Annotated in this window: 10 protein-coding genes and 1 pseudogene; 8 read left to right on the top strand and 3 right to left on the bottom strand. The window is 62.6% G+C overall.

The genetic code is table 11. From position 1 onward, the window contains the following. Window positions 1-19: 19 nt before the first annotated feature. Window positions 20-868: a carboxylating nicotinate-nucleotide diphosphorylase gene (gene nadC / locus HZ99_RS12490; protein ID WP_038443431.1), complete on the bottom strand. Its 849-nt coding sequence runs from the start codon at window positions 866-868 to the stop codon at window positions 20-22. 269 nt (window positions 869-1137) lie between these two features. Here nadC and HZ99_RS12485 point away from each other — a divergent pair, with 269 nt between their 5' ends. The 6 genes and pseudogenes from HZ99_RS12485 (at window position 1138) to HZ99_RS27760 (ending at window position 7537) form a co-directional block, all read left to right on the top strand. Further along, entirely contained in the window at window positions 1138-3297 is a 2160-nt protein-coding gene (locus HZ99_RS12485) for a DUF1631 domain-containing protein (RefSeq protein WP_038443430.1), read from the top strand. 62 nt (window positions 3298-3359) lie between these two features. Further along, window positions 3360-3923: a 1,6-anhydro-N-acetylmuramyl-L-alanine amidase AmpD gene (ampD, locus tag HZ99_RS12480; protein ID WP_038443429.1), complete on the top strand. Its 564-nt coding sequence runs from the start codon at window positions 3360-3362 to the stop codon at window positions 3921-3923. Beyond that, window positions 3920-4756 carry a regulatory signaling modulator protein AmpE gene (gene ampE / locus HZ99_RS12475; protein ID WP_038443427.1) on the top strand — a complete coding sequence of 279 codons (837 nt, stop codon included), beginning with the start codon at window positions 3920-3922 and terminating at the stop codon, window positions 4754-4756. Before ampD ends, ampE begins: the two co-directional genes overlap by 4 nt. A 213-nt stretch (window positions 4757-4969) precedes the next feature. Next, a pseudogene (locus HZ99_RS29600) lies at window positions 4970-6061 on the top strand (methyl-accepting chemotaxis protein); the annotation flags it as partial. After that, window positions 6038-6967: a methyl-accepting chemotaxis protein gene (locus HZ99_RS29595; RefSeq protein WP_404942459.1), complete on the top strand. Its 930-nt coding sequence runs from the start codon at window positions 6038-6040 to the stop codon at window positions 6965-6967. The pseudogene HZ99_RS29600 and the gene HZ99_RS29595, both read left to right, overlap by 24 nt. Window positions 6968-7096: 129 nt before the next feature. Then, entirely contained in the window at window positions 7097-7537 is a 441-nt protein-coding gene (locus tag HZ99_RS27760) for a hypothetical protein (RefSeq protein WP_080727709.1), read from the top strand. Here HZ99_RS27760 and HZ99_RS12465 read toward each other — a convergent pair. Both HZ99_RS12465 and cra read right to left on the bottom strand, forming a co-directional pair. Further along, window positions 7457-8260, bottom strand: a complete 804-nt coding sequence (locus HZ99_RS12465; protein WP_038443424.1) for a TatD family hydrolase — start codon at window positions 8258-8260, stop codon at window positions 7457-7459. The two genes, HZ99_RS27760 and HZ99_RS12465, sit on opposite strands and share 81 nt — an antisense overlap. Before the next feature lie 2 nt (window positions 8261-8262). After that, entirely contained in the window at window positions 8263-9258 is a 996-nt protein-coding gene (gene cra, locus HZ99_RS12460) for a catabolite repressor/activator (protein ID WP_038443423.1), read from the bottom strand. Window positions 9259-9541: 283 nt separating this feature from the next. On the opposite strand from cra, the gene ptsP reads away from it, so the two are divergent. Beyond that, window positions 9542-12400, top strand: coding sequence for a phosphoenolpyruvate--protein phosphotransferase (gene ptsP / locus HZ99_RS12455; RefSeq protein ID WP_038443421.1), 2859 nt, complete (start codon window positions 9542-9544; stop codon window positions 12398-12400). After that, window positions 12401-13342, top strand: a complete 942-nt coding sequence (gene pfkB / locus HZ99_RS12450) for a 1-phosphofructokinase (protein ID WP_038443420.1) — start codon at window positions 12401-12403, stop codon at window positions 13340-13342. The last annotated feature ends 1 nt before the right edge of the window (window position 13343 follow it).

The raw sequence follows: 13343 nt of genomic DNA, 5'->3' as shown, positions 1-13343 counted from the left end.
CTTGGCGGCGATGACGGTTTCAGAGACTGAGCCGCATCGACAGATCCACCGCCTTCACATCCTTGGTCATCGCCCCGATGGAGATGTAGTCCACGCCGGTTTCGGCAATGGGCAGCAAGGTGCTTTCATTGATCCCGCCGCTGGCTTCCAGCTTGGCCTTGCCGCCGTTCAAGCGTACGGCTTCGCGCATGTCGTCCAGGCTCAACTCATCCAGCATGATGATATCGGCGCCTGCCGCCAGGGCTTCGCGTAATTCTTCCAGGCTTTCCACTTCGACTTCCACCGGCTTGCCCGGGGCGATCTTGTGGGCGGCGGTAATGGCCTGGGCAATGCCGCCGCAGGCGGCGATATGGTTTTCCTTGATCAGGAACGCGTCATACAGGCCGATGCGGTGATTGTGGCAACCGCCGCAGGTCACCGCGTACTTCTGCGCCAGGCGCAGGCCGGGCAGGGTCTTGCGGGTGTCCAGTAGCATGACCTGGGTGGTGGCGACAAAGTCCGCCAGGTACTGCGCACGCGTGGCCACGCCAGACAACAGTTGCAGGAAATTCAGCGCACTGCGCTCACCGCTCAGCAATGAGCGGGCAGGGCCTTCAAGGTGGAACAGCGCCTGATTGGGGCTGACGCGTTCACCATCGCGCACTTGCCAATGCACGGCAACCCGCGGGTCTAACTGGCGGAACACGGCATCGACCCAGGCAGTGCCACTGATGACAGCAGCATCACGGGTGATGATCGTGGCCTTGGCCAGCCGTTCGGCCGGGATCAATTGCGCGGTGATATCGCCGCTGCCGATGTCTTCCAGCAGTGCGCGGCGCACGTTGGCTTCGATTTCGGCGGTGAGGTCGGCGAGGCGTAGATTCGGCATAGCGGGCTCCACATACAAAGTGCCTCGATTATAGGGGCATGACAGCGCTGAACCCAAGGTATGCGGGCATAACCTGCCTGATTACAAAGCGCCTACAGAGTTTGCTGGCGCTACAGGGGCTATTTGCAAGATAATCTCGCGCCTTGCAATTGGCGTCATAGCTTTGACGTCTCGGTGATCTACCGATAACCGCGCGCTACCCCCGGTATTCCATGGGCGGTTGCGGTAATCGTTCACAAAACCGAATCCCGTCGTTCCAGGAGGCCAGCATGCACAATGACGCAAAGGTGGTGCCGATCAACAAGATCGCCGCACAAGCGATGCCGTCGCCGCTGGCCCGCCTGCCTGTGATCGTGCTCCAGGTGCGTGACAAGGCCACCCAGCAACTCGACCGGGGGTTGCAGGAACTGTTCGATAATGCCGATGACACCCTGTTTGAAATGGCCGACAAGGCCCGCAACAACGCCGACCACAATATTTTCTTTGAAGCCATGCGCGACCTGCGCCTCAAGCGCAAGAACTTCGAGCGTGTGTTCATGGAGCAGCTCTTCGCCGCATTCGCCAACCTGGGGCTGGCCGGGCAAGGCGAGCTGCTATTGCCGACGGTCTCCTACGATGCGGCACCCGGCGCGTGCGCCGATGACCTGGAAAAAGCCGTAGCCCTGGAGGCCATGCTCGACAAGGTCATGCACCGTGACGGCCTGGCCCTGGGGCAACTGACCGCCCGCCTGGGGGCGTTGTTGGGCAAGCGCCTGGATGATCGGGAAAACCCTCTCGGCCCGGCGATGCTCTGCGAGTACTTCCTGCGGGCCGGGCGCAGCCTGGGGGTGGAGATCCGGGTCAAGCTGATCATTTTGAAACTGTTTGAAAAGTATGTACTCAGCGATGCCGACCTGCTGTACGGCGAGGCCAATCAGTTGCTGGTCGCCACCGGCGTGCTGCCCGAGCTCAAGGCCGTGCCTTCACGGCGTCCCGGCGAGCGCGCCAGCAGGGCCAGCCCGCCGGTGGAGGTGGCCCCGGCTGCCGACCCGCAGGCAGACGAGGCCGAGCAACAAGTCTTTGCCGCCCTGCAAGAACTGCTGTTGACAGTGCGTGGCAGTGTGGCCCCGACCCTGGAGGCCAGCGCCCAGGCCCAGCCGATTTCCACCCGCGACCTGCTGCGCCTGCTGTCCCATTTGCAGCAATATGTGCCGGAGCCTGCGCTCGAAGACGATTTTGACCTGCGCCGCCAATTGGAAGAACTGCTCACCCGGGTCAGCGTCAAGAGCGGTAAGTCGCGGGTAGTGGAAGATGCCGATGAGGATGTGATCAACCTGATCGCCATGTTGTTTGAGTTCATCCTCGACGACCGCACCTTGCCCGACTCCCTCAAGGCCTTGATTGCGCGCCTGCAGATTCCCATGCTGAAAGTAGCGGTGCTGGACAAGAGTTTTTTCAGCCGTGCCAGCCACCCGGCGCGGCGCTTGCTCAATGAAATCGGGACCGCCGCCATGGGCTGGGGCAAGCGTGATGACTATCAGCGTGACAGCCTGTATCTGCGTATCGAGCAGGTGGTGCAACGCCTGTTGAGCGACTTTGTCGATGACCCGGCGATTTTCTCTGTGCTCCTGCAGGAGTTCACCGCTTATACCCAGGACGAGCGCCGCCGCAGCGAGCTGCTTGAGCAGCGTACCCGCGACGCCGAAGAAGGGCGCGCCCGTACTGAACAGGCGCGCAAGCGGGTCGCCGATGCCGTCAATCAGCGCTTGCTGGGCAAGGTCTTGCCGCATTTTGTGGTGCAGTTTCTGCAGCAGGCGTGGAGCCAGGTCTTGTTGCTCGAATGCCTCAAGCACGGCCAACACTCGCCGCAATGGCAGGCCCGGCTGCGGGCCATGGATGACTTGATCTGGAGTGTCGGCCTGAGTGACGACACCGAGGCCGGCCGTCGCTTGCTGGAACAATTGCCTGTGCTGCTCAAGGCCCTGCGGGAGGGCTTGAGCGAGGCGGCGTTTGATTCCTTTGTCACCCGGGAGTTTTTTATCCAGTTGCAGGCGCTGCATACCCAAGCGTTCCAAGGAGACACACTTGCCAGCATGGCGCTGGTCGAAGTGCGCGAGGAGCCAGGTGCCGTGGCACCGGCGCAGACCGTCAGCCTGGCGGAGGATGATCCGGATCTGCTCAAGGTCCGGCAATTGCGCATTGGCACTTGGGTGGAGTTCCGTGAAGACGAGGAAAACACCCTGCGCTGCAAGTTGACGGCGATTATCGCGCCGGCCAACAGCTATATATTTGTCAATCGCACAGGCCTCAAGGTCCTGGAAAAAACCTGCACGGAGCTGGCCCTGGAGTTCAAGCGTGGCGGGGTGCGCACCCTGGATGACGCGCTGTTGTTCGACCGCGCGTTGGCGTCGGTGATCGGCAGTCTGCGGCAACTCAATCGCGCCAAGTGATCGCAACCACCCGGCGGATCACGGCATACTGAACGCTCCTAAGTCTTGCGCAAGGAACCGGTATGCAGTTGGACCCCACCAGCGGTTGGTGCCAGGGCGTCGCCCATTGCCCTTCGCCCAACTTCAATGAGCGCCCAGGCGGCGAGATTTCCCTGTTGGTGGTGCACAACATCAGCCTGCCACCGGCCCAGTTCGCCACGGGCAAAGTGCAGGAGTTTTTCCAGAATCGCCTGGATGTCACCGAACATCCCTACTTTGCAGGTATTGCTGACTTACGGGTGTCCGCACACTTTCTGATTGAGCGCGACGGCGCGGTGACGCAATTTGTCTCCTGTCAGGACCGTGCCTGGCATGCTGGTGTCTCGTGTTTCGAGGGGCGCGAGACCTGCAATGACTTTTCCCTGGGGATCGAGCTTGAAGGGACTGACGACCAGCCCTTTACCGACGCTCAGTACCACGCCTTGATCGAACTGAGTCGCCAATTGCTGGCCGCTTACCCGGGCATCACGCTCCAGCGTATTTGCGGTCATAGTGACATCGCCCCAGGACGCAAGACCGATCCTGGACCGGCTTTTGATTGGGCGCGTTTTCGTGGCGCCTTGCAGCATGGAGGACATGCACAATGAGTTTCCTGGTGTTGGTGCTGGCGGTATGGATCGAGAAGTTCTCGGCCTTGCGTTCGCGGTTACAGCGTGATGGTCGTTGGTTGCGCGAACTGGCCCGGCTCGAGTCGAGCCCTCGGTTGGGCAAACAACCCTGGCTGATCCTGGCGTTGCTGGTATTGCTGCCGGTGGCGTTGCTGGGGTTGTTGCTGCTGGTCCTGGAACCAGTGGCCTATGGCTTGTTGGCACTGCCGGTGCACCTGTTGGTGGTGATCTACAGCCTGGGCCGCGGTGACCTGCTCGGCCAGTTGGGGCCGTTTCGCGATGCCTGGCGCCGGGGTGACCTGCAAGCGGCTGAGCATGTTGCCGAGCGCGACCTGGCGATTGGCGCCGACAGTGGCGAGCAACTGCTGGAGCGGGTCCAGGGCCATTTGCTGTGGCAGGCCTACCAGAGCTTTTTCGCGGTGATTTTCTGGTACTTCCTCCTTGGCCCAGTCGTGGCCCTGGCCTATCGCTTGCTGGCGCTGGCCAGTGAACAGGGGCAGAACCCGCTGGTGGTCGAGCGCGCCGGGCAATTGCGCCATGCGTTCGACTGGCTGCCGGTGCGGTTGCTGGCGGCGAGCTTTGCCTTGGTGGGCAATTTTGTCGCAGTCAGCCGGGTGATGCTGCATGAGTTGCTGAACTGGGATATCAGTGCGGCGCAACTGGTGGAAAAGGTTGGACTGGTGGCAGGGGAGATCCCTCCACCGGTGGTGGGGGCCGATGGCATCAACAGCCTGGATCGCTTGTGGGAACTGCTGCTGCGCGCGGCCGTGTTGTGGTACGCCGGGTTTGCCATCTGGACCGTTTTGCCCTGATGGTTGTCATGGGGCAGGCCAGCTCCTACAGGGGCTGGTTCTGATCCGTGCCGCCGATCACGTTAACCTTAAGTTACAAAACTCCCCGCCGATTTAAGCTATACAGATAGCGCGCCCAATAGTGGCTTTCTGCCGCTGCCCTGCGCCTTCAATAAAAATAAAAGAAAAGGGAGTTCATCTGTGAAGAGCTTGCTCTATCCCGCCATCGCGTTGATGAATCGCCTGAGCTTCGGCATGAAGTTCAGCTTGATCAGTGTGTTGTTTTTCCTGCCGATGCTGGTGACCAACTATTACCTGGTACGGGACTCCTGGCGTGAGTTCCAGGGCACGCAGGTTGAGTTGCAGAGCCTGGACCTGCTGGGCAGCAGCCTGATCCTGCGCCGCGACCTGGAAACCCTGAACAATCAAGTGCAGATCAACGCCACGCTTGGCCAGTCGGGCAAGGCGGGCGATATCGAAAGCCAGATCAGCGCACTGGAACAGCGCGTGCTTGAACGCCTGCAAGGCTTCCAGGCGATGACGGCGGATCCCGAGCAAGTCGCGGTGTTCGAGGGCAAGCGTGACGAGATGATCGCCGCCTTCAAGGCTCAGCGAGGCGAATCTTCACTGCTAAGCAAAAGTGCCTTGATCGACAAATTGCTGAACAAGGCACAGATGTTCAGCCAGATCATTGCCAGCCAGTCGGGGTTGAGCCGTGATGTGCAGGGCGATGTGCGCCAACTCAGCGAACTGGTGACCAGCGTCACCCCGCAAGTTACCCAGACCCTGGGCGAAGGCCGGGCCATGGGCGCGTACTCCCTGGGCCAGGGCTTTCTCGATTCATCGTCCAGTACGCGCTTTGACGAACTGCTGCAGCAGTTGGAAAAACTCCACGCGGAATACGGCTTGAAAGTGCAGGACGCCCTGGGCTCCAGCAAGGCTGCCCAGGGCTCGCTCAATACCCTGGCCCAAGCCAGCCAGGCCAGCCTCAAGCAGGGCAGCGAGTTGTTTGAGGAACAGGTGGTGATGGCCCAGACCCTGGAGACGCCATGGCAAGCGTTCTACGATGAAGTGACCGCCTTGATGGCCAAGACTTATCAACTGGACGACGCAACCCTGGCCTTCCTCGACCAACAATTGCAACAGCGCCTGGCCCAGAATCGTACGCACATGGTGCTGCTGGTCGCGGCGCTGGCGGCGGTGTTCCTGTTGATTTTCTATCTGTACGGCGGCTTCTACGCTTCGACCCGCACCACCTTGCGCCGCCTGGGCGCGATGATGGATAAGGTCGCCGCCGGGGACATGACCGTCAACTTCAAGTCCCAGAGCCGCGATGAACTGGGTGAGTTGGGCGAGGTATTCAATGGCACCGTGGCCAAAATCCATGACCTGATCGAGCGGGTAGGGCAGACCGTCCGTGAAGTCGAACACCAGGCCGGGCAAGTGGAATCGGTGTCGGCGCGCAGCAACCAGGCGGTGTCGGGCCAGCGCAGCCAGATCGAGCAGGTGGCGACGGCCATGAACCAGATGTCAGCGACCGCCCACGAAGTGGCGCGCAGTGCAGCGGCGGCTGTCAGCAGTGCCCATAGCGTCAACGATGAAACCCTCAGCGGGCGTGGCCTGGTGCAATCCCAGCAGGGCAGCATTGCGCAGTTGGCCTCGGAGATTGACCAGTCGGTGCTGGTGATCAATCAGTTGGCCATCGACAGCCAATCCATCAGCAGCGTGCTGGAAGTGATCAAGAGCATTGCCGAACAAACCAACCTGCTGGCCTTGAACGCGGCCATTGAGGCAGCGCGGGCGGGGGAGCAGGGCCGTGGGTTTGCCGTGGTGGCCGATGAGGTGCGCACTCTCGCCCGGCGTACCCAGCATTCCACCGAAGAAATCGAGCAGATGATCGCCAAGTTGCACCAGGGGGTTGGCGCGGCTGTGAAGGCCATGGGCAGCAGCCATAAAATGGCCAGCGGTACGGTCGGTCAGTCGGAAAAAGTCCAGTCGGCCCTGGAAAATATCCTCGGTGCAGTGGGCATGATCGTCGATCAGAACCAGCAAATCGCCGCGGCGGTGGAGCAGCAGACCGCGGTGGCCCACGACATCGACCAGAACATCGTCGAGATCAATCGGGCTGGCGAGCACGCAGCCCAAGGCGCGCACCAGACCGAAGAGGCTAGCCGGCAATTGTCCCTACAGGTGATTGAGCTGAAAAAACTGATCGGTGCATTTCGCGTGTGAGTCATGCCTGTAGGTATTGTTTTTTTGATCTGTAGGGCATGTCCTGTTTTCTCGTGTGAGCATTTTTTGTAGTGAGATTGGGTGAGAATTTGTTTCACACCCCATCCAGCGCTTCCGGGAGGCAGGGCCATGACCGCGACAACCCCAGGCGTGAAAGGGCATTGCGCCCATTGCGATATCACCTTTGCACTCAAGCCTTGGCAGCTCAATGCCATTGCTATCCGCGAGCCTTTTGATTGTCCGTATTGTCACAAAGTCTTGCAGCTCTGCTGTCCCAGGCAGTTGCGTCAGTTGAAGTCCCTGGACAACCTGGCTCTGTTGCGCCCGAGCATGCTCGTGTTGACTTGCGTGGCCTTGTTGGTGGCCCTGGTGGTCGAGTGGGTAGGCTTGATCAGCAAGATCGGGCAACTGAACGTGTCGCTGGTGGCGATCCTGATTCACTTCCTCACCCTGCGCTACGCCCGCCACCGGCACCGTATGACTTTGGCGCTACAGGAGGTCAGCCCCGTTATCGAGCGGCCAGTTGAACAGCTCGCAGGCGTTACGGGTGCTCGCTTCGGCCAACGCTGAAGGGCTGATGCCCATTTGATTGGCCAGGGCGCTGCAGATGGCCGGCAAGTGCTGTGGGCTGTTGCGCTGGCCGGGGTACATCGCCGGCGCCATGTCCGGCGAGTCGGTTTCCAGCACTACCGAATCCAGCGGCAGTTGGGCGATGACCTTGTGCATGCGCAAGGCCTGGGGCCAGGTCGGGGCACCGCCCAGGCCCAGTTTGAATCCCAGCTTGATGTATTCGCGGGCCTCTTCGCGGCTGCCGGCAAAAGCATGGATGATCCCGCCGCGGGGCAGGCGGATGCGCTTGAGGGTGGCGATGACGGCCGCGTGGCTACGCCGCACATGCAACAGCGCCGGCAACTGGAAGTCCACGGCCAGCTGCAACTGGGCTTCAAACAGTGTTTGCTGGCGCTCGCGGTCCAGGTGCTCGAGAAAGTAGTCCAGGCCGATTTCACCCACGGCGCAGAGCTGGCGGTGGCCCTTGAGGCGGGTCAGCCAATCGCCCAGCTCGATCAGGTCGGCGGGACGATGTTCATCCAGGTAGACCGGGTGCAGGCCAAAGGCCCCATGCAGGTCCGGGTCCTGTTGTGTCAGGTCCCACAGCCGCTGCCAATTGCGCTGGTACACCCCCAGTACCACCATGCGCCGCACGCCGAGCTGGCGGCTGTGTTTGAGCACCTCGTCGCGATCAGCATCGAAGTCCTCGAAGTCGAGGTGGGTGTGGCTGTCGACCAGCTCCATGCCTATCGCTCGCGTATCCGCTGCTTGAAGGTCCGGCCAATGGCGTGCACACCCGGCTGGTAGTCCTGCTCTTCAATCGCCGCCAGCGCCAGGCGCAGGGCCGTCTCGGCGATCAGTGCGTGCTGCTGGGCCATGGCGTTGACCGGCAACGGCAGGAAGTCCAGCAACTGGGTGTCACCAAAGGTGCCCAGGCGCAGTGGCCGGGACTTGAGTGGGAAGTCATGCAGTGCGTCAAACACCCCTTGCAGCAGGACGTAGGAAGTTGTCACCAGCGCATCGGGTAAATGCCCCAGGCGTTGCAGCAGTTCCTCCATCAACTGGCGGCCACAGTCGCGACTGAAGGCTTCGCCATGCTCGATCAGCACCTCGCCCTTGAAGCCTTGCAGTGCATGCTGGAAACCCGCCGCGCGCTCCTGGCTGATGCTCAGTTCGGGCCGGGCGCCGATCAACACGATCTGCCGGGGCAGCGGTTGCAGCAGGCTGCTGGTCAACTGCTGGCAGGCCTGGCGGTCATCGCTGACCACCGAACAGAACTGCTCAGGCGCCATTACCCGGTCGATGGCGATCACCGGCAGGCCCTTGGCTTGCAGCTCGCGGTAACTGTCATCGCTGGCGGGCAGGCAACTGGCAACGAACAGTGCATCGCAACGTCGCGCGCGGAACAGTTGCAGCAACTGGCGCTCGCTGTTGGCATCGTCGTCGGAGCTGGCGATCAGCAACTGATAGCCACGGGCCCTTGCGCCTTGCTCCAACAGCTTGGCGATCCGTGCGTAACTGGGGTTTTCCAGGTCCGGCAGGATAAAGCCCAAGGTGCGGGTGTGCCGGCTGCGCAACCCGGCGGCCTGGGGGTTGGGGGTAAAGCCGTGCTCCTCGACCACCGCCCGCACCCGTTCGACGGTGGCGCTGCTGATCCGTTGCTGTTGGGCCTTACCATTGATGACGTAGCTGGCGGTGGTCACGGACACACCGGCTATGCGTGCAATATCACTGAGTTTCAAACCGGGATTTCCTTGTTTTTTAGAGCTTGCCCCGACATTTTGTCCAATCGTAACCGATTCCTGCACCCGACCATTGTCGCAACTCAAGCGCCGAGTGGTGCTTCAAGGATGCAGAATTACCCAGTAATCTGCCATAAATTCTAGATTAAACGTTTCAGCAGGCGTATTTTTGCGATGATCGCCGCTGAGTGCTTACTGCCAATTGACCGCTCAGTCAGTTATTTTTGCACGGCTTAATCAAAACAATACCTAGTGCGCTCCCCGCACTAACTAGGAGAAAGGCATGCTTGAGCTCACCGTAGAGCAGATATCCATGGGCCAGAGGGCTGTGGATAAGTCTGCTGCCTTGCAACTGCTCGCCGAAAAACTGGTGGCCGATGGCCTGGTCGCCGAGGGCTACCTGAGCGGCCTGCAAGCTCGTGAAGCGCAAGGCTCGACTTTCCTGGGGCAAGGTATTGCGATCCCCCATGGCACCCCCGAAACCCGCGACCAGGTGTTCGCCACCGGCGTGCGCCTGCTGCAGTTTCCCCAGGGTGTGGATTGGGGCGATGGCCAGATTGTCTACCTGGCGATTGGCATTGCCGCCCAGTCCGATGAGCACCTGCGCCTGCTGCAACTGCTGACCCGCGCCCTTGGCGAAACCGACCTGGGCCAGGCGCTGTGCCGTGCCACCTCGGCCGATGCGTTGCTCAAACTGCTGCAAGGTGCGCCCCAGGAGCTGGCGTTGGATGCCCAGATGATCGGCCTGGGCGTGTCCGCCGACGATTTTGAAGAGCTGGTGTGGCGTGGTGCGCGCCTGTTGCGCCAGGCCGACTGTGTGAGCAATGGTTTTGCCGCCGTGTTGCAGCAAGTCGAGGCCCTGCCCCTTGGCGATGGCCTGTGGTGGCTGCACAGCGAGCAAACGGTGAAGCGCCCGGGGCTGGCCTTTGTCACCCCGGACAAGCCCATGCGCTACCTGGGCCAGCCTTTGAGCGGCCTGTTCTGTCTGGCCAGCCTCGGCGAAGCTCATCAGGCATTGCTTGAGCGCCTGTGCGCCGTGCTGATTGAAGGACGCGGCCAGGAACTGGGACGCGCCACCAGCAGCCGTGCGGTCCTCGAAGTGCTGGGTGGCGAGTTGCCCGCCGACTGGCCCAGCGCACGTATCGCCCTGGCCAACGCCCATGGCCTGCATGCGCGGCCGGCCAAGGCCCTGGCCCAACTGGCGAAAAGCTTCGAGGGCGAGATCCGCGTGCGGATCGTGGACGGGCAGGGCGGCGCCGTGTCGGTCAAGAGCTTGAGCAAGCTGCTCAGCCTTGGGGCCCGACGCGGGCAAGTGCTGGAATTTGTCGCCGCGCCCGGCATTGCCGACGACGCCCTGCCGGCGCTGTTGGCGGCGGTGCAAGCGGGACTTGGCGAAGAGGTCGAGCCGCTGCCGGCTGTCAGTGCGCGGGCCGAGGTGCTCGAGCGTGAGCCGCTGCTCAGTGCCCCGGCCTCCGGCAGCCTGATCCAGGCCATCGCCGCCGCCCCGGGGATTGCCATCGGCCCGGCCCATATCCAGGTGGTGCAGCCGTTCGACTATCCCTTGCGGGGTGAGTCGGCCAGTGCCGAGCGTGCGCGCTTATCCGCGGCCTTGCGCGATGTGCGCGGCGATATCCAAGGCTTGATCGAGCGCAGCACGTCCAAGGCGATACGCGAAATTTTCATCACCCACCAGGAAATGCTCGACGATCCGGAGCTGACCGACGACGTCGACACCCGTCTCAAACAAGGCGAAAGCGCCGAAGCCGGGTGGATGAGCGTGATCGAGGCGGCTGCCCAACAACAGGCGTCCCTGCAGGACGCGTTGCTCGCCGAACGTGCCGCCGACCTACGGGACATTGGCCGACGGGTGCTGGCGCAGTTGTGCGGCATACAAACCCCACAGGTGCCTGACGAGCCTTACATTCTGGTGATGGACGAGGTTGGCCCCTCGGACGTCGCGCGTCTCGACCCGACACGGGTGGCCGGGATTCTGACCGCACGCGGTGGGGCGACGGCCCACAGTGCCATCGTCGCCCGGGCCCTGGGGATTCCAGCGCTGGTCGGCGCGGGGCCGGCGGTGTTGCTGCTGGCCTCGGGCACCCCGTTGTTGCTCGATGGCCTGCGCGGGCGCCTGCATGTGGATGCGGATGCCGGCACCTTGCAGCGCGCCACCCAGGAGCGCGACACCCGTGAGCAACGCCTGCGGGCCGCTGCTGCCCGGCGCCATGAACCGGCGTTGACCCGTGACGGGCATGCCGTGGAAGTGTTCGCCAACATCGGCGAAAGTGCCGGCGTGGCCGCCGCCGTCGAGCAGGGCGCCGAGGGCATTGGCCTGCTGCGTACCGAGCTGATGTTCATGGCCCATTCCCAGGCCCCGGACGAAGCCACCCAGGAAGCCGAATACCGCCGTGTGCTCGACGGCCTGGCTGGGCGGCCGCTGGTGGTACGCACCCTGGATGTGGGCGGTGACAAACCGCTGCCTTACTGGCCGATTGCCAAGGAAGAAAACCCGTTCCTCGGTGTCCGGGGCATTCGCTTGACCCTGCAACGTCCGCAAATCATGGAGGCGCAACTGCGCGCCCTGTTGCGCTCGGCCCACGGTCGTGCGCTGCGCATCATGTTTCCCATGGTCGGCAGCGTCGATGAGTGGCGCCAGGCCCGGGACATGACCGAGCGCCTGCGCGAACACATCCCCGTGGCGGACCTGCAACTGGGGATCATGATCGAAGTGCCCTCGGCGGCCCTGCTGGCGCCCGTGTTGGCCAGGGAAGTGGATTTTTTCAGCATCGGCACCAATGACCTGACCCAGTACACCCTGGCCATCGACCGTGGCCACCCAACCCTGTCGGCCCAGGCTGACGGCCTGCACCCGGCGGTGTTGCAACTGATCGACATCACCGTGCGCGCCGCCCATGCCCATGGCAAATGGGTCGGCGTGTGCGGCGAGTTGGCGGCGGATCCGCTGGCGGTGCCGGTGCTGGTTGGCCTGGGAGTGGATGAGTTGAGTGTGTCGGCGCGCAGCATTCCCGAGGTCAAGGCGCGGGTGCGCGAATTGAGCCTGAGCGAGGCCCGGGGCCTGGCGCAACAAGCACTGGCCCAGGGTTCCCCTGCCCAAGTGCGTGCCCTTGTGGAGGGGGTGTAAATGGCGAACATTCTGACCCTGACGTTGAACCCGGCGTTGGACCTGACGGTGCGTTTGGCGCGCCTGGAACCGGGGGCGGTCAACCGCAGCGAAACCCTGCTGACCCATGCCGCCGGCAAGGGCGTGAATGTGGCGCAGGTGTTGGCTGATTTGGGTCACTGCGTGAGCGTGGGGGGATTTCTGGGCGCGCAAAACCCCGAGGCTTTCGAGGCCCTGATCGCCAGCCGCGGGTTTGGCGATGCGTTTATTCGTGTGCCGGGCGAAACCCGCAGCAACATCAAGATTGCCGAGGCAGATGGCCGGGTCACCGACATCAATGCACCGGGACCGCTGGTGAGCGAGCAGGCGCAAGCACAGTTGCTCAAGCTGGTCGCGGTGATCGGCCCCGAGTTCGATGCGGTGGTGGTCGCCGGCAGCCTGCCGCGTGGCGTCAGCCTGCAATGGTTTCAGGGTTTGCTGGAGGCGCTCAAGGACCTTGGTTTGAAAGTCGCCCTGGACACCAGTGGCCAAGCGCTGCGGGCCGGCTTGAAGGCCACTCCGTGGTTGATCAAGCCCAACACTGAAGAACTCGCCGAAGCGCTCGACTGCCCCACGCAAACCGTCGCCCAGCAAGCCCGGGCGGCTGAGCGTTTGCACGCCCAAGGCGTGGAACATGTGGTGGTGTCCCATGGGGCCGACGGTGTGAACTGGTTTAGCCCGTACGGGGCGTTGCACGCCACACCGCCCAAGGTCAGCGTCGCCAGTACGGTGGGTGCCGGCGACTCGTTGCTGGCGGGCATGCTGCACGGTCTGCTCAGCGGTGAAGCGCCCGAACAGACCCTGCGCCGCGCCACCGCGATTGGCGCAATGGCGGTGACGCAGATCGGTTTCGGTATTGGCGACGGTGCGCAACTGGCGCACCTCGAAAGCGGTGTGCACATACGCCCGCTGATAGAACAATAAG

The organism is Pseudomonas fluorescens (genome assembly GCF_000730425.1).
Lineage (GTDB): Bacteria > Pseudomonadota > Gammaproteobacteria > Pseudomonadales > Pseudomonadaceae > Aquipseudomonas > Aquipseudomonas fluorescens_X.
Note: the sequence above shows the minus strand (reverse complement) of the source record. Positions and strands in the feature narration are given on the sequence as shown.

Excerpts from the sequence above, each read along its gene's own strand:
- ampD (WP_038443429.1), top strand. The coding sequence starts at position 3,360 with ATGCAGTTGGACCCCACCAGCGGTTGGTGCCAGGGCGTCGCCCATTGC.
- nadC (WP_038443431.1), bottom strand. The coding sequence starts at position 868 with ATGCCGAATCTACGCCTCGCCGACCTCACCGCCGAAATCGAAGCCAAC.
- ptsP (WP_038443421.1), top strand. The coding sequence starts at position 9,542 with ATGCTTGAGCTCACCGTAGAGCAGATATCCATGGGCCAGAGGGCTGTG.
- ampE (WP_038443427.1), top strand. The coding sequence starts at position 3,920 with ATGAGTTTCCTGGTGTTGGTGCTGGCGGTATGGATCGAGAAGTTCTCG.
- HZ99_RS27760 (WP_080727709.1), top strand. The coding sequence starts at position 7,097 with ATGACCGCGACAACCCCAGGCGTGAAAGGGCATTGCGCCCATTGCGAT.
- pfkB (WP_038443420.1), top strand. The coding sequence starts at position 12,401 with ATGGCGAACATTCTGACCCTGACGTTGAACCCGGCGTTGGACCTGACG.
- HZ99_RS12465 (WP_038443424.1), bottom strand. The coding sequence starts at position 8,260 with ATGGAGCTGGTCGACAGCCACACCCACCTCGACTTCGAGGACTTCGAT.
- HZ99_RS29595 (WP_404942459.1), top strand. The coding sequence starts at position 6,038 with ATGACCGTCAACTTCAAGTCCCAGAGCCGCGATGAACTGGGTGAGTTG.
- HZ99_RS12485 (WP_038443430.1), top strand. The coding sequence starts at position 1,138 with ATGCACAATGACGCAAAGGTGGTGCCGATCAACAAGATCGCCGCACAA.